The following is a 16820-nucleotide window of genomic DNA, read 5'->3' as shown; positions in this document are numbered from 1 at the left end:
AATTTCCTATCCTGCTCAAAGTACACATTATTTCGAGCGAAATATCAATTATGTTTTGGCTTTTTGCCCAAAATCGTATTATTATGCTCGAAACCTGTGTCAATACCCCCTACCCTCGCTCTCAAAACTTATACTCCACATATCTCTCTTCCGTCATAGTCTTTACATTATGATGATGCTCACATAACGGAAAAGAAGTTTTAGGATATATATTGCAAGCAGTCCATTGAACACGGCTACGAATAAAAGACGGAAAGGAGGTCAGGAAGTGCCTAAAATCAGGGATTTTGAGGCAGAAACTATTTTGAGGTCGGCTTTTATACCGAGATTCTGTTTCCCAAAAAGCAGATACTCTTTATCGCAATCAATAACAGCGTGGACAGCGACACCTGCGATATATCCGCAAGCACAAGGTCAGCTTGTATGCCGAGCTGCTGACTACCGGCAAGCTGAACGATTACCTCGCTGACCTCAACGAGCAGGCAGAAGCAATGTTTTCCCGGCTGGTAAAACAGCTTTCCGAAAAAGAGAGAGTAACGGAAGCCCTCAAAGCGGAAAATCAAATGCTGTGGGTACAGAGAATGAACAACATCCGCAGCGCTGCTATGGAAATCGTTTCGAGTGAGTTTATATACCATTAATACTAAGTAAGAAAAGTCGCTGTCAACAGACGGCGGCTTTTCCTTTGCGGGTAGTATTCAAGAAGTCATAAAGTTCCGAGAGTAATGGAAGAAGCCAGCGTTTGCGGAAATGTCACAATTTACGGAGGTAAAGTTTCAAATACCGATTGTCTTTTTGCACTTGTTTTGATATTATTGGTATATATACTAAAATATTTGAAGAGAGGTGATATATTTGCGGAGAGACAGCAGTGAAACAAAGAGGAAAATACTGACCGTATGCGTCCGTCTCTTTCTGGAACAGGGGTATAAAAACACCTCTGTCAGTCAGATTGTGGATGAAGCAGGTGTTGCAAGAGGAAGCTATTTGAATCTGTTTCCTACCAAGGACAGAATTTTGCTGGAATTGACCGAAACGATGTTCGGCGGACAGTTCGGCGTGGCAAGAAGCATTGCGGACAGCAAGCTACCGCCGGTTTACGCCTATGCTGTAGAAACAGCAATCCAACTGACTCTGACCGAGCTGAATGAGAACCTGCGAGAAATCTACATTGAAGCCTATTCCCTGCCCGACACGGCGGAATATATTTATCTGCATACCACGTCAGAGCTGAAGCAGATTTTTGGTGAAAATTTTCCCGATGATACCGAGATCGACTTTTACGAGATGGAAATCGGCACGGCGGGACTGATGCGTAGCTATATGGCGAAAAAATGTGATATTCATTTCCCGTTGGAACGCAAGCTCAGCCGTTTTCTGACGGCGGCAATGCGGGTGTATCGGGTACCGGAGGAGGCACAGGCAAAGGTGCTTGCCTTTATTCAATCACTGGATATCAAGGCAATTGCCACAGAGGTTATGTATAAGCTGTTTGCAATGCTGGAAATGAAATATGACTTTAAGCTGTCGAAAGGCAGCGAAACGGAGGTAAAAAAATGAGAAAACGATTATTCAGTATCCTGCTCGCTCTGTGCATGGTGCTCTGCTTTGTGCCGACCACGGCGTTTGCTGAGGGCAAGACGGAAGAAACACCTGTATGCACCTGCGAAATGGCTTGTGCGGAAGAAACAATGAACGCAGAGTGCCCCGTCTGCGGTGCAGATGGTGCTTTGGCAGAAAACTGCGGGAAATATGCCGCAGAAGAAAGTGGACAGACAGGTACGTCCAACGACGCTCCGACCATCACCGCAGCAGATGTGCAGGCATTGATCGACGCGCTACCGGAAGCGGAAACAATCAGCGAAGATAATACGGCGGACGTAGAAGTGCAGTTAGAAGCCATTGACGAGGCGAAGGTACAGCTTTCTGATGAAGATTTCGCGGTACTCGATTTTACCCGCTATGATGCCGCAGTTGCCGCACTTATGGCGCTAAGCGGCGAACCGGATAATGCCTTCGCGCCCCAGACTGCGAATGACCACACCCATTGCTACTGCGGCGGCAGTAGCACGGCGGGCGACCATGCCAGCCATTCCGACGTGACCTATACGGCATGGGACGGCACGAGCAGCATCACATATACCAACAATACCGCCTACGTTTACCTGACGGAGAACGCCACCCTCAACGGCCATCTGACGGTGGATGGCAAAACACTATATCTGTGCCTGAACGGCAAGACCCTTGCCAGCAACGGCACAGCCAAGATTCAGGTCAAAAACGGCGGTCGACTTGTTCTCTGCGACTGTCAGGGTGGCGGCACCTTTAAGGGCGCGACGCAGAGTGTCTGGGGCGGTGCCTGCATTTACCTTTATACCAGCACGCTGGATATGTTCGGTGGCAAGCTCACCGGTGGCAAAGTTACCAGTGGTGGTGGCGGTGGAGCTATCGCTCTGGATGACCAGCAGTGCATATTCAACATGTACGGTGGCGAAATCTCCGGCAACAACGGCAATAACTACGGCGGTGCCGTTTTCCGGAAATTCAATAATAACATACCGAACACCACCGGCGGCGCTTTCAATATGTACGGCGGCACCATCAAGGATAACACCGCCAAGAACGGCGGCGCATTCTTCTCCACCACCGGCGGCACCATCAACATGACCGGCGGCACCATCTCCGGCAATAAAGCGACCCAAAGCAGCAACGATGCTGGCGGCGGCGCCATCTATATGCGCGGCAGTGGTACGATAAACATTTCCGGCAACGCGCAGATCACCGGCAATTCCTCCAGCCTGGACGGCGGCGCCATTCTGATGGGCTGGGGCACCATCAACATTTCCGATAGCGCAAAGATCAACAACAATACCGCCAACCGCTGGGGCGGCGCCATCTGCCTACGCCAAGATTCAAATCAGGTGACGACGCTCAACATGCGAGGCGGCGAGATCAGTGGAAACAGGGCCACGAAGGAAGGCGGCGCGGTTCATGTGCTTGACAAGGACTGCATGTTCTACCTCTATGACGGCAAGATCACCGGAAACATCAGCGGCGACGGCGGCGCCATCTATCTGAATCAGGAGCCGTCATGGCTGATTATGCAAGGCGGCGAGATCTCCGGCAATACGGCCACCGGCAACGGCGGCGGCGTATATATTTACCGCACCGGCTCGGTCTGCCAACTCTATAGCGGTAAGATCGAGAATAACAAAGCCAGTGGCAATGGCGGCGGCATTTATATCAACCCCAGCAACAGCGGCCGGCTGAGGGTCGGAAACAAGCCCCTCGTGCAGAACAACACGGTTTCCGGCAAGGCCAACAATGTGTATCTGCCCTCCGGCAAGACGCTGACCATCGAGATCGGCATGTCCAAAGGCGCGTCCATCGGCGTCACCACCGCGAATATCAGATACCCCGTGGCATTTTCTAATAATTACAAAAAAGACTACGCGAATTACTTTTTCGCGGATGACGCCAATGCCCACGTGGAGTATAAGGATGACCAGAAGCTGTACCTTGTTTCCGGCGCGGTTGCGCGGCCCCTCACTGTGACATTTGACCCCAACGGCGGTATGCTGGCCGAAGCGGACAAAACCAAATCGTTGACGACCGGCGAACCCTACGGCACACTGCCGGTTCCCAGCTATGCGGGATACGATTTTGCCGGCTGGTACACGGAACAGAACGGCGGCACCGAGATTAAGGAAAACACCACCGTGACAGTGTTCGGGACGCAGACCCTCTACGCCCACTGGACGCCGATCCATGTGCACTCCTACATACAGCAGGTTCAAAAGCCCGAAGCGCTGAAAACTCCTGCGGACTGCACCAATAATGCGGTGTATTATCTATCCTGTGCGTGCGGAGAAGTAAGCACCAACGACGCCGATACGTTTACCGCAGCGAATACCGCGCTGGACCACAACTGGGGCGCTTGGACGCAGAACAGCGATCAAAAGACCCACACCCGAATCTGTAAGCGTGACACCAGCCATACGGAAACCGAGAATTGCCACGGCGGCACGGCAGACTGCACGCACAAGGCTGCCTGTACGGTCTGCGGCGGCGAATACGGCGAGATGGCGGCACACAGCTTCACGGCTGAAAAAGCAGAGACGCAGTATTTGAAGTCTGCTGCAACCTGTACCGAAAAGGCGGTCTACTACAAGTCCTGCGCAGTCTGCGGTCTGAGCTCCGAGGGCACGGCGGATGAGGCGACCTTCTTCTCCGGCAATGCGCTGGATCACGACTGGGGCGCTTGGACGCAGAACAGCGATCAAAAGACCCACACCCGAATCTGTAAGCGTGACACCAGCCATACGGAAACCGAGAATTGCCACGGCGGCACGGCGACCTGCACGCACAAGGCTGTCTGCACGGTCTGCGGCGGCGAATACGGCGAGATGGCGGCACACAGCTTCACTGCCGAAAAAGCAGAGGCGCAGTATTTGAAGTCTGCTGCAACCTGTACCGAAAAGGCAATCTATTACAAGTCCTGCGCAGTCTGCGGTCTGAGCTCCGAGGTCACGGCGGATGAGGCGACCTTCTTCTCCGGCAATGCGCTGGACCACAACTGGGGCGCTTGGACGTCCAACGAAGACGGCACCCATACCCGCACCTGCACCGTTGACGGATGCTCTGCAGGCACGCAAACGGAGAATTGCATCGATGCAAACAAAGACCACAAATGTGATATCTGCGATTATATAATCAGCGAGTGTGCAGACGATAACAAAGACCACAAGTGTGATTATTGCGGCAAGAAGCTGACTGAGCACACCGGCGGGAAAGCGACCTGCAAGGACAAGGCAAAGTGCGAAGTCTGCGGTGCGGAATACGGTGAGCTTGATCCGAAGAACCACACCAACTTAAAGCACTTCCCGGCAAAGGCGGCGACAAAGACCACCGAGGGCAATATCGAGTATTGGTACTGCGACGGCTGCGGTAAATATTACAGCGACAAGGATGGTACAAAGGAAATCAAAAAAGCAGACACCATAACAACGAAGCTGAAGGACGATTCCAAATCTCCGCAGACCGGCGATTCCAGCAATCTTGCTTTGTGGCTTGCCTTGCTGTTTGTCAGCGGCGGTGCAGCCATTAGAACAACGGCAGTAAGCAGAAAGAAAAAGTACAACAAATAATTGAATAGTGCTCCCTTGCTCCATATCTTCCGAGCAAGACAAAAGCGTCGTAGCAATACGGCGCTTTTTTGTTACCCGGAAGCAACAAACAGCGGCTTTTGAATGGTTGGCGGTAAGGATACCGCCGTCAAAACAAAGTCACTCATATCGAAAGGAAACGCCCAAAATCGCCCAGAAACTATACAACGGGAAACGGTTTTGGGCGTTTCTGCGTTTCGGGAGCAAATCGGCAATTAGGCAGCGATAAGGAGGTGTCAGTTATGCCTAGTATGCCGAAATACCTCAAGAGAGAATGGGCGTTCTTTCTTGATGAGCGTGGCAGGAAGAAATATAACGAGCTTTGCAAAAAATGTGAAAGGAGCTGCAAGCAGAGCTTCCGTTCCACCGTGATTTTATGCCCACACTATCTATCGAAAAGGAGGACAAGACAATGACAGACTATCCGAACAATATTCTAGCAAAACTGGAAATCATCAAGGCCAGCGAGATTATCCCGAAAGAGATGCGCTGGCTGTGGTATCCCTATATTCCCTTCGGCAAAGTCACGCTGCTGCAAGGCGATCCCGGTGACGGCAAATCATCTGTCTTTCGTTCATGCTATTTGTTCTCCTCTCGATTCAATCTTAAAAGTTGCTCTTCCAATTACTGTTTCCTCATCATTCCATTGTGAAGTTTGATTCTGAGATGAAAATACACTTTGCTATAACTGTCTTGATTCATATTCAATATTAATTTATATCTCAAATAATCCAATCTCTGTTTCTTCATCAGATCTACGGTAAGCTGCTTTAATAATTGCAGTTTTGTTATTGTCAACTCATAATCCAGGCATCCCCATGAGTACAAGGACTCAACGTTTTCTCGCTTTTTATGTTAGACCATATTTTATGCAAATCTCATTTTCTGTGAGATTTTATATTTTCTCTGTCTTAATAATAATAATAACCCCTTCCGCATAATAAAAGAAACCTCAGGTAATCACCTGAGGTTTCTTTTATTATGCGGAAGATGGGACTTGAACCCACACGCCCTTGCGAGCACTAGAACCTGAATCTAGCTCGTCTGCCATTCCGACACTTCCGCGTCAACAAAAAGAATCTTATCACATACCAGCCGGTTTGGCAAGTGTTTTTTATATTTTTTTTGACTTTTTTGTATTTCATTAAATTATATCAATTATTTTGACTGCAATTTGCCGCATTAATCATAATCACCAGAGGAAGTAATGACAGAGCTTTTTCTTTTATCAATCCAAGTTCGTTCACTGCCATGTCATATACATGCAACCGGTGTTTGATCGACAGTTGCATGCTCTTCTCCTACTCCGGAAATTCAAATCTCCTCAGCTCACAGTTCTTAATCCCAAACGCAGCAAATTCTTCATTAGTCATATCATAAAAATAGGACTGGATCACTCTGGATATCCCATTATGCGCTACAAGAAGATAGACCTTATCATCTGCCTCTTCCCGGATATCATCCAGAAGATTGTAAATTCTCTGGCACAGATGAAGCATTGTCTCCCCGCCTTCAAAATGATTGATAAAGTTCTGTTTTGCCTTTTTGAACTCCTCCCCATTTCTCGGTGTAGATTCATATTTCCCAAAATTCTGCTCCTTCAGGCGCATCTCCTCACGCATCGGAATCCCTGTCATTTCCGAAATATGACGTGCCGTCTCCTTCGCCCGGACAAGCGGCGAATACAGGATTTCGTCAATCTTTACGCCCTCTTCCTTAATCTTTCTTCCAAGCTCCATTGCCTGCTCATGTCCAAGCTCTGTCAGCTCGATATCTGTCGCACCACAGATTTTATTTTCCACATTCCACACAGTCTGTCCATGTCTTGCAAAATAAAAATATCCCATTATTTTTTCTCCCAGTATTCTTTATTAGCTGAACATTTCCGAACAACTCCCTCCGGCAATCGTTCATAGTTTCTTCCAAACTGATATGCCAGATAACGAACAATGCCGCGTGTCAGCACTTCGCCCAGGTATTCCTCCATATGATTCTGTCTAAGCAGTGCCGAGGTTACACGTACCAACCGCACTCCTTCTTTACCCGGTTTTGTATTTTCGATCATCTCCGGATGCTCTGCGTGTGCAACCCCAATGTCAAAGTTGCGTTTCCAGAGCCCGTGCAAATCATCGTTCCGGTAATAAATCACTTCAGCTTCCGGCGCATAAACTGCCTGCCAGCCCTTTTCCAGAAGTCTTCTAGCCGCAAGCATATCCTCTCCGGCAATCATCCGTCTTCCAAAACCTTCTGTCTCCAGATATGCTCTTCTTCGGTATGCTGCACAGACATTGGAATTAAAAAATGTCCGGATTCCAAGCTTTCCGGCATCTTCCAAAGACTTTGTCATGCCTTTCGGCGGATAGTTAAACTGTCTCACACAGCACTCGATCGGACTGCATTCATCATCTGTCATATGCCGGCCATACACGACCGCCGTCCGCTCCTCTTTAAATGGCTCCGTCAGCTTCTCTACCAGATACCGGTTCTGCGGTATCGCCGTCTGTACCATAAAAATCACAATATCCGAATCCAGCTCACGCAGGATCGTATCTCTGCTTCCTGCCCGGTCATATTCTTCCTTTGGCGTATATCGGACCTCGATCCTCTCATCCATATAAACTTCGGGAATTTCCCTGTCTACCGGGTTCTCATAAAGTACATTCAGTAATATACGATCCGGCATCACACTCTGTCTTAATAATCTTTCAATACACATTTTCAGTCTTCCATCCGGCCGGAAGACCGGAATTACAATCGCTATGTTCACATCATCATCTCATTTCGTTTTTTTCACTAATCAGTATATACAAAATTCTTTTCTGAATCAATCCCAACCTATTCCCTGTTAATAAAAAAGACAGTTCCCATAAAAGAACCGTCTTTCTCATCAGCTCAGCGCTGCACTTTCTTCTTTTTTCTTCTTATCCATCACAGAAAGTTCCTTAAGCTCCCTCACCATGAAATATCCGCAGACGATTGCTGCTGCCGCATCTGCAATTGGTCCGGCATACATAACCCCGTCAATTCCCATAAACAATGGAAAAATCACGATCAGCGGCAATAAAAAGAGAATCTGTCTTGTCAGGGACATAAATACACCCAGCTGCGATTTTCCGATGGAGTTGAAAAAGTTCGATGTAACCGGCTGGATTCCATTGATAAGCGTAAGGAACATATAGATCCGGAAATACCGCTCTGAAAACTGAAAATACAGCTCACTTCCCGAACCAAATACGCTGATGATCTGTCTCGGGAATACCTGGAAACAGAAAAATGCAATTCCGGAAAGAACGGTTGCAGTTCCAAGTGCGAGCAGGTAGCTTTTCCGTACCCGTTCATACTTCTCTGCGCCATAGTTGAAGCCGATAATCGGCTGGATTCCCTGGGAAATTCCGATAACAAATGACATAAAGATCATATTTACTTTTGTAATGATCCCGGCACAAGCAAGCGGAATGTCACCGCCATATACAGACTGTGCTCCATAATGCGACAATGTATTATTCAGTACGATCTGTACGATCGTCATTGCAATCTGGTTAAAGCAGGCACTGGCACCGAATTTGAAAATATTCTCGATATGTCTTCCCGTCATATGGAAACTTTCCTTTGTAAGCCGGATCGTTTTAAAATGGAACATATACCGCAGACTGATGCAGAACGAAACGATCTGTCCTATGATCGTAGCAAGTGCTGCGCCCCTCATTCCCATATGCAGCCCAAAAATAAAAATCGGATCCAGAATTGTATTTACAATAGCACCCACCAGCATAGATGTCATCGAATATCGCGGACTTCCATCCGCAAGGATCAGCTTACTCATCCCCGTATTTGCGATCAGAAATGGAAAGCCAATTGCCGTGATCCGTGTATATTCCTGTGCATACGGAAGTACCTCCGATGTGGCACCGAAGAATTTCAGCATCGGAGTCAGCAAAATCGTCGTTACTGCAAAAAGTGCAATCCCGAAAATTGCCATCAGGCAAATTCCATTTCCCGCATACTCTGCAGATTCTTTTTCTTCTCCTGCACCAAGCTTCAATGAAAAATTGGTCGCACTGCCGATTCCAAGCAGCAGTGAGATTGCCGTACAGGAAGTAGAAAGCGGAAACGCAATATTCGTTGCTGCATTTCCCAGCATTCCCACACCCTGGCCAATGAAAATCTGATCTACAATATTGTAAAGAGCTGTTACCAGCATAGAAATAATGCATGGAATCGCAAATCCAACCAGTAGTTTTGATTCCTTTTCATACCCAAGCGGATTGTCCTGCTCATTCACTGTATTTGCCTTTTTATCTCTCACCTTTATAGCCTCCTCCAGATGTTCATATATAAATGCCGCTGTCTCACTTAGTGTCATCGTTCCATTTATCCGCTCCGCAGCTTCTCCTCTTGGAACAAGTACAAATTCATCTATTACCTGACGCATTACAAAATTCTGTGTTTTTTATACTTCTACTCCATCATCTACAATTTACATCTGTTTTCTGACGACTCTGTATTCATCTCCAGATCTGTAGTAAGGACACTGATAATGCTGATCCGTCAGAAACCGCATCATCTCATCCTCATCCAGGTCTCTGTCACACGTGTAACATTCATATTCATCATCGTAAATATAAAATGTACAGGTGTCACAACAGCTCGCTGTATTTGCCATAACCTGCCTCCTGTTATTTCTTTTCCTGTTCAAAAATCGGTATCAGCTGCAGGTGTCCTCCTTTAAAACAGGTTCCATCTTAGTTCATTCCTTTTTCTTTTTCTCCCACCGGTTTCGCCCAGTTGACAATCAGGATTCCGATAGAAACCAGCACCAGTGCGATCAGGTCTTTCATTCCGAATACATTTCCCTCACGCAAAATGATCGCGGAAAGGATCACCCCGAATACCGGATTCGTAAATCCGAAGATCGATACCTTGGATACCGGATTGTATTTCAACAGGATTCCCCACAGCGTGTATGCAACTGCAGAAATCAGCGCCATATAGATCAGAAGAATCATTGCCGGCATACTTGCCGTATGGATTCTTCCACCCATCACGAATCCGATCAGGATCATCACGAGCCCGCCTGCAGTAAACTGATATCCGCTTAACATCACCGGATCAGATTTGGCTGAATACTTCTTGATCAGTACAGAAGATAATGCATAAGCGATCGCAGAGATAAAAATAAATCCATCTCCGGTCAGATTAAAGCTCATATCCACATTGCTTCCGCTCAGATTGATCAGAACCACCCCTGCAAATCCGACGATACATCCGAGCACTTTTTTTTGATCCAGTTTCTCCTGATGAAAAATCAGGCTGGAAACAAGGATTGCAAGGAATACATTGGATGCCTCAACGATCGATCCTTTGACTCCGGTCGTATGTGCAAGTCCTACATAAAAGAAAAAATACTGGGCCACCGTCTGTAAAAGACAGATTTTTCCGATTCTCGGAAGATCTCCCTTCCCCGCTTTCAGAAAATGTCCCTGCAGGATCGATCCAAACAAAATAACCATAATGCCTGCAATCGTAAAGCGGCACCCTGCAAACAGGATCTGCGTGGCGGTATCGGCTGAATCGATCTGAAACAGCCGGTAGCCAACCTTGATACAAGGAAAAGCACTTCCCCATAACGCACAGCAGACCATTGCAAGAATACATACCACCCAGGGTTTCCTCATTGTAGTCTCTTTTAACTTTATCATCTCATTCTTTCCGTTTCTTACGCAAGAAGTTCATCTGCAAGTTCTTCCATTGCAGTTACATCTGCATCTTTCATCGTAGATTTGATCGTAACCGTCTTTTCGCAGAGAGTGATCTTCTTCATCTTTTCTACATAACCTTTCATCACACGTGCTGCTGTCGGAGCCCAGGAACCATTCTCGATAATTGCGATCTTACGGTTCTGGTAGTTCTTATTGGTCAGTTTGTTCAGGAAAGTCTCCATGCACGGGAACACACTTGCATCATAGGAAGCTGCTGCAAGAACCAGCTTGTCATAGCGGAATGCATCCTCGATTGCCTCTGCCATATCATCTCTGGAAAGGTCAGTGATCGCTACCTTCTTTGCACCTTTGGCTTCCAGGATCTCTTTCATCTTCTCTGCTGCCGTCTTGGTATTGCCATGGATTGATGCATAAGCAACCAGTACCCCGTCATCTTCCGGTTCATAGCTGCTCCATGTCATGTATTTTCCGATATAGTATCCCAGATTTTCTTTCAGGATCGGTCCATGAAGCGGGCAAATCGTCTGAATGTCCAGAGTCGCTGCTTTTTTCAGAAGCGCCTGTACCTGTGCACCGTATTTGCCTACGATATTGAAGTAGTATCTTCTTGCTTCACAAGTCCAGTCCTCATCTGCATCCAGCGCACCGAATTTACCAAATCCATCTGCTGAGAACAGAATCTTCTCAGACTTTTCGTATTCGACCATAACTTCCGGCCAGTGAACCATCGGAGCCATAAAGAACTGAAGGGTATGGCTTCCAAGGGAAAGTTCTTCACCTTCTTTTACCGCAACTGCACGGTCTGCCAGATCTGCGATTTCAAAGAACTGTGGAAGCATTGCAATAGCTTTTGCACTTGCCACGATCTTGGCTTCCGGATATTTGTCTGCAAATTCTTTGATGCTTCCGGCATGATCCGGTTCCAGATGCGATACAACCAGATAATCCGGTGTTCTTCCATCCAGCACCCTCTCCAGATTCTCTTTCCATTCGTCTGTCTTTCTCGTATCAATCGTATCCATAACTGCGATCTTCTCGTCCAGGATCACATAAGAGTTGTAGGATACTCCGTTTGGAACGATGTACTGGCTCTCAAAGAGATCCAGATCCTTATCATCTGCTCCGATATATTTTACTGCATCTGAAATTACTATGTCTTTCATGTTAGTTCCTCCTTGTAATTGGTGATTGAAAATATACTCCGGCACGTAGTGTCTTTTATTTGGCAGGAAGTTCCTACGGAATTTCCTGTTAAATAAGAAAGCTGGAAATATTACATTCCAGCCCTCTTAATTTCCACTCTTAATAATACTATGGAAATAACACACTTTCAATAAAAAAAGCGTTTAATTTTTTCATATCTGTTCTCATTTTTTACGTTAACCGGCACACACCATCTGTTCCTGCTCGTAAATGTGAAACGGCGCATCAATCGGATTTTTCATATCCCAGAGATAATATCCACCCTCTTTATAATACACCGGAAGAGTCTCACATCGTTTTACACTCCGGATCAGTTCCTGTACCGAACGGATCTCTCTTGGAAAATACGTTGCATAAATTCCCAGCTTCTCCGGCACATGGCAATCACTTGATCCAACTGTTGCAAGTCCAAGCTCAGCCGCATATTCTGCCGCCTTTCGATTTGCCTCGTAAAGTGTGCTGCCGTTCAGCACTTCGATTCCATCAAGTCCCTTTACAATCTTCAGGTTCTCTTCCAGTCCCCTGTTATTATTGCGGAATGGATGGGCACTGAAACACATACCGCCCTGTGCCTGTACCAGATCTACAAACTCCTGTGCCGGGATTCTCTCTTTTGGATAATCCTCAATTCCAAATGCTACAATGTCTCCCTGCAGGGAATAAAATTCAATTCCGACAAAAATCGGAAATCCTGTTTTCTCCGAATACTCTGCCGCAAATTCCTTCAGTCCCATACTGTCATGATCCGTAATACAGATTCCATCAAGTCCTCTGTGCTTTGCGATCTCTACCATGTTCTCCAATCTTAAAAAGCTGTCCCCCGAATAACGCATCTCATGCATATGCATATCAATTATCAACTATTAATAACCTCCTGTTAAAATGCCTTTTCATTTCTCTTTTCTTCATTTTAACATGTTGTTTTACAAAAAAATAATTGATAATTCACATGCAGAAATTCAATTATAGGGTTTTTCGATAAACACTCTGTTGCTCAAATATCTGCATAAGATGCACACAAAGTCCGTCCCACGAAATCTGCTCCAGATGCTCCTTCTCCGGCTTTAATCCAGGATATTTTGCGATCCCTTCGATGGCTCCGGCAAGTTTCTTTTCAAATACCGGAAGTTCTTCTTCCACAGGTTCATCTTCATTCACTCTTCTTGGCGGTTCTACAAAAACCACACCATTATCCGGAAGATTCTGATTGATCCAGTTCCTGATCCCCGGTAGATCTGTACAGATCACATAGGTACCACATGCCAGAGCCTCAATGATCACAAGCGGAAGACCTTCATAAAAAGATGGCAGTACAAAAACATCACTCTGATTCATCTTCTTCGCCAACTCCTGCTGTGTAATCTTCCCGGCAAAGGTAACTGCAAACGGACACTTTTCGGCAAGCTCCCGGATTTCCTGATATTCGCCCTCATCCCCGGCACCTCCTGCCAGTTCCAGAGAAATAATAAGACTGGAATCCTTCAGATAATCCAACGAACGGATCAGACTTTTCACACCCTTTTTCTCTGAGATCTTTCCGGCAAAGATTAGTCTCAGCTCTTTTTCTTCTCCCTGTGAAGCCCCCATCTCCTGCCGGAAAACATCACTGTTATAGCCGGTTCCGATCACCCGTACCTTCTCTCTGATATGCTCCCCGTAAATTCCGCAGATCATCTCTTTCTGCTCCTCATGCAATGCAAAAATCCCATCCAGCGCAGGAATTCTCTGTAAAATGTATTCCCGGTTCTGTTCTGTCTTGCGGATCTGCCGCAGGTCGGATCCATGGGATACCCCATATACCTTTTTATCAGGAAACAGCTCTCTTACAATCGCTGTAAGGAGATACAGATGGTGACACAGGATCACGTCCGGATCCAACTCCTCCACTGCTTTTTTCAGTACCTCGCCAAATGCGTTCCGGAACGTTTCTGTCATCTCCTCTGTCAGGTCTGAATACCTGGTACTCGGATAAGGCATCTCGTCCGACATTCCCGTGATCGGATACGGTAACTGCTCCGATTCAAAATATACCGGATAAAAGCTTACCCCCTCCGGAAGACATACCTGATCAGCTTTTGTAACTCCCGCGATCACTGACTGGGTGATTCCCTTTTTTTTAAATCCTCTGACCAGTTCCGTCAGATAGATACCGCTTCCGGTACTATCCGGCTTCTGGGCTGTGACACTTAATATTTTCATTCTTTCGTCCCTCTTACTTTGTTAAAATTTCCCTGTTACATGTATTTATTGCCGCAATGTGATCAATAAAAGCGGTACTCACCGTTTATCATTTATTCATGCTTTAATTATTCTCTAGTTTCTTTTTCACCTGTTTTTTTAGAAGTTCTTCCTTTCATTGGATGAAAATGTTCCGAAAGGAGAATGTTTTTGAGGATTGCGAGAGTGCAAAGCACGTAGCAATCTGGTATCAAAGGGGGCAAAATACCTTTGGATCCCAACATCTTCATATGATTATATTAACATATAGTTGGAATTTGTAAAAGAGACGATCTCGATCCGGATATTTTCAACAGAAATATCTAAATACTGCTTCTTCTTTTCTTTTTCCGCTTTTTCCTTAAAATCCATAAAAAAAGCAAAAAAAGAAACCTTTTTGGTAAAGGTTCCTCTATTACTTCTATATATAACTGGTTTTGTTATGTTTAACTAAATGCGGATGACAGGACTTGAACCTGCACCTCGTAGAGACTAGATCCTAAGTCTAGCGCGTCTGCCAGTTCCGCCACATCCGCATTTTTTTAGTCCCACAGAAAACCATGGGACTAAATAAGTGAGCGTGCGGGGATTCGAACCCCGGACAACTTGATTAAAAGTCAAGTGCTCTACCACCTGAGCTACACGCCCGTAACTGGGCCAGCTGGATTCGAACCAGCGAGTGCAGGAGTCAAAGTCCTGTGCCTTACCGCTTGGCGATGACCCATTATCTTTATGTCTTAACATAGAATGCGCCATGGCACATTCCCGCGCCTGCGACAATCGCTTAACTTATGGCATCCCGTAATCTGCCAAAGCTCTCATATCCTGCCGGAGACTTTTATGATATCCACTCTTGCAATGTCTATCATAAAAAAAATGCGAGCATTTCTGCTTGCCATTTCTTTCAAATATTATAAATTAAAGGGTGGATACAGGGATTCGAACCCTGGGCCTCCAGAGCCACAATCTGGCGCGCTAACCAACTGCGCTATACCCACCATATAAACGTGCTTGGAGGGATTCGAACCCCCGACCCACGGCTTAGAAGGCCGTTGCTCTATCCAACTGAGCTACAAACACACAACACTGGTTTCTCAGTGTAAGCGGGTGATGGGAATCGAACCCACGTATCCAGCTTGGAAGGCTGGTGTTCTACCATTGAACTACACCCGCAGATCACATCGGGGTGACAGGATTCGAACCTGCGACCTCCTGGTCCCAAACCAGGCGCTCTAGCCAAGCTGAGCCACACCCCGTTGTTTATCTGTTTGTCATCTCCGTGACGACAAAAGTTATTATATTACAAGGTTTTCAAAAAGTCAACATGTTTTTTGAATTTTTTTAAGAAATTTTTATTTTTCTTTTTCTTGTAAAAGACACGCATTTTTGCCCTTTTTTCAGCAAAAATACGTGCCACCTACTCTAATCCAGATAATGAATCGTAAACTCCGTATTCCCGTCCCGATCCATCTCCATAATAATATAACTGCCTTTTCTGCCTTCCTGCCGTGGAAATGCCAGACTGCCCGGATTCAGCACTGTAATATCACCAAACTTTTTCAGATACGGTCTGTGTGTATGACCAAACATCACGATATCTGCATTTCTCGATCTTCCCTCATCCAGGATCCGCTCTACACCAAGAGACACCGAATACTGGTGTCCATGTGCCATAAATGCTTTTTTCTTGCCAAAATAAATCTCCATCTCCCGGAGATTGCGTGAGAAGAAATCATTATTCCCAGCCAGTATATACGCCGGACATCCGCAGAATGCCTCAATATAGTCTTCTCCGCCCTCTGTATCCCCGAGATGCACCAGATAATCAATCTTTCCAGCTTCCATGATTGCCCGGTCAAATGCAGTATGTCTTCCATGTGTATCACTAATAATCAATACTCTCATAACTTTTTCTCCATGATCTGTCTCATCATCCGAAGCGCTTCTCCTCTGTGGCTGAGTTCATTCTTCTTTTCCGGTGCAAGCTCTGCCGAGGTGCAACCGTATTCCGGCAGGAAAAAGATCGGATCGTAGCCAAATCCATTTGCTCCGGCGATTTCGTAACCAATACATCCTTCCATCGTTCCACGGACAACCTCTTTGTCCCCGTTCGGGAATACTGCCGCCACCGCACAGACAAACCTTGCTGTACGCTGCTTGTCCGGTACGCCCTTCATTCTTGAGAGCAGGAGGCTGTTCTTGATATCATACGAAGTATCGGTTCCCGCATAGCGTGCAGAATAGATTCCCGGTTCTTTATTCAGATAATCGATTTCCAGTCCGGAATCATCTGCCAGCACAATCGCATCCATCGCCCTCACTTCCGGCAGCTCTGCGATCGCTGAGGCTTTGATCATCGCATTTTCCTCAAAGGACTTTCCATCCTCTACGATATCAATGTCAACCCCGGCTTCCTTCATTGAAAGGATCTCCATCCCCAGATCCCGCAAAATCTGGCGGATCTCTGTCATTTTATTCTTATTACCCGTTGCAAAAATAATTTTCATCTGTAAAT

General features: G+C 46.4%; 15 protein-coding genes, 8 tRNA genes and 1 pseudogene. 5 read left to right on the top strand and 19 right to left on the bottom strand.

The window, feature by feature from the left end:
* Positions 1–291: 291 nt before the first annotated feature.
* From NQ556_RS16795 to NQ556_RS03110, 5 genes and pseudogenes are all read left to right on the top strand, one after another.
* Positions 292–384: pseudogene (locus NQ556_RS16795) on the top strand (recombinase family protein); the annotation flags it as partial.
* 35 nt (positions 385–419) lie between these two features.
* Entirely contained in the window at positions 420–641 is a 222-nt protein-coding gene (locus tag NQ556_RS03125; protein WP_008372722.1) for a TnpV protein, read from the top strand.
* A 205-nt stretch (positions 642–846) separates the two neighbouring features.
* Positions 847–1560, top strand: a complete 714-nt coding sequence (locus tag NQ556_RS03120) for a TetR/AcrR family transcriptional regulator (protein ID WP_008372720.1) — start codon at positions 847–849, stop codon at positions 1558–1560.
* Positions 1557–5147: an InlB B-repeat-containing protein gene (locus tag NQ556_RS03115; protein WP_008372718.1), complete on the top strand. Its 3591-nt coding sequence runs from the start codon at positions 1557–1559 to the stop codon at positions 5145–5147. Before NQ556_RS03120 ends, NQ556_RS03115 begins: the two co-directional genes overlap by 4 nt.
* A gap of 430 nt (positions 5148–5577) precedes the next feature.
* Positions 5578–5817 (top strand): hypothetical protein, encoded by a 240-nt coding sequence (locus NQ556_RS03110; RefSeq protein WP_044999030.1) that lies wholly within the window; start codon positions 5578–5580, stop codon positions 5815–5817.
* 330 nt (positions 5818–6147) lie between these two features.
* Here NQ556_RS03110 and NQ556_RS03105 read toward each other — a convergent pair.
* The 19 genes from NQ556_RS03105 to rdgB form a co-directional block, all read right to left on the bottom strand.
* A tRNA-Leu gene (locus NQ556_RS03105) sits at positions 6148–6230 on the bottom strand.
* A gap of 89 nt (positions 6231–6319) precedes the next feature.
* Complete coding sequence (locus NQ556_RS03100; protein ID WP_008372710.1) at positions 6320–6457, bottom strand: hypothetical protein; 138 nt, start codon at positions 6455–6457, stop codon at positions 6320–6322.
* A gap of 9 nt (positions 6458–6466) precedes the next feature.
* A complete protein-coding gene (locus NQ556_RS03095) occupies positions 6467–7012 on the bottom strand; it encodes a histidine phosphatase family protein (protein ID WP_008372708.1) in 546 nt (181 codons plus the stop codon).
* The gene (locus tag NQ556_RS03090; RefSeq protein ID WP_008372707.1) at positions 7012–7932 is read right to left on the bottom strand and encodes a glycosyltransferase; all 921 of its coding nucleotides are present in this window, start codon (positions 7930–7932) and stop codon (positions 7012–7014) included. Before NQ556_RS03090 ends, NQ556_RS03095 begins: the two co-directional genes overlap by 1 nt.
* 120 nt (positions 7933–8052) lie before the next feature.
* Positions 8053–9597: an MATE family efflux transporter gene (locus NQ556_RS03085; RefSeq protein WP_243426635.1), complete on the bottom strand. Its 1545-nt coding sequence runs from the start codon at positions 9595–9597 to the stop codon at positions 8053–8055.
* Between the two features lie 45 nt (positions 9598–9642).
* The gene (locus NQ556_RS03080) at positions 9643–9828 is read right to left on the bottom strand and encodes a DUF6472 family protein (RefSeq protein ID WP_008372704.1); all 186 of its coding nucleotides are present in this window, start codon (positions 9826–9828) and stop codon (positions 9643–9645) included.
* Positions 9829–9907: 79 nt separating this feature from the next.
* Positions 9908–10840: a DMT family transporter gene (locus tag NQ556_RS03075; RefSeq protein ID WP_243426634.1), complete on the bottom strand. Its 933-nt coding sequence runs from the start codon at positions 10838–10840 to the stop codon at positions 9908–9910.
* 41 nt (positions 10841–10881) lie between these two features.
* Positions 10882–12048 carry an FprA family A-type flavoprotein gene (locus NQ556_RS03070; RefSeq protein WP_008372699.1) on the bottom strand — a complete coding sequence of 389 codons (1167 nt, stop codon included), beginning with the start codon at positions 12046–12048 and terminating at the stop codon, positions 10882–10884.
* Between the two features lie 216 nt (positions 12049–12264).
* Complete coding sequence (locus tag NQ556_RS03065; protein WP_044999029.1) at positions 12265–12948, bottom strand: PHP domain-containing protein; 684 nt, start codon at positions 12946–12948, stop codon at positions 12265–12267.
* Positions 12949–13051: 103 nt separating this feature from the next.
* Complete coding sequence (locus NQ556_RS03060) at positions 13052–14287, bottom strand: glycosyltransferase family 4 protein (protein WP_204575790.1); 1236 nt, start codon at positions 14285–14287, stop codon at positions 13052–13054.
* 473 nt (positions 14288–14760) lie between these two features.
* Positions 14761–14841, bottom strand: a tRNA-Leu gene (locus NQ556_RS03055).
* 39 nt (positions 14842–14880) lie between these two features.
* Positions 14881–14953 (bottom strand) — tRNA-Lys (locus NQ556_RS03050).
* A gap of 4 nt (positions 14954–14957) precedes the next feature.
* Positions 14958–15029, bottom strand: a tRNA-Gln gene (locus NQ556_RS03045).
* A 200-nt stretch (positions 15030–15229) separates the two neighbouring features.
* Positions 15230–15303 (bottom strand) — tRNA-His (locus tag NQ556_RS03040).
* 8 nt (positions 15304–15311) lie between these two features.
* Positions 15312–15385: transfer RNA gene (locus tag NQ556_RS03035), tRNA-Arg, on the bottom strand.
* A gap of 22 nt (positions 15386–15407) precedes the next feature.
* A tRNA-Gly gene (locus NQ556_RS03030) sits at positions 15408–15478 on the bottom strand.
* A gap of 8 nt (positions 15479–15486) precedes the next feature.
* Positions 15487–15561, bottom strand: a tRNA-Pro gene (locus NQ556_RS03025).
* A 166-nt stretch (positions 15562–15727) separates the two neighbouring features.
* Entirely contained in the window at positions 15728–16210 is a 483-nt protein-coding gene (locus NQ556_RS03020) for a metallophosphoesterase family protein (protein WP_008372692.1), read from the bottom strand.
* The gene (rdgB, locus tag NQ556_RS03015) at positions 16207–16812 is read right to left on the bottom strand and encodes an RdgB/HAM1 family non-canonical purine NTP pyrophosphatase (RefSeq protein WP_008372691.1); all 606 of its coding nucleotides are present in this window, start codon (positions 16810–16812) and stop codon (positions 16207–16209) included. The genes NQ556_RS03020 and rdgB overlap by 4 nt, the downstream gene beginning before the upstream one ends.
* Between the last annotated feature and the right edge of the window lie 8 nt (positions 16813–16820).

The sequence above is a fragment of the Coprococcus comes ATCC 27758 genome, assembly GCF_025149785.1.
In the GTDB taxonomy this organism is placed as follows: domain Bacteria; phylum Bacillota; class Clostridia; order Lachnospirales; family Lachnospiraceae; genus Allocoprococcus; species Allocoprococcus comes.
Note: the sequence above shows the minus strand (reverse complement) of the source record. Positions and strands in the feature narration are given on the sequence as shown.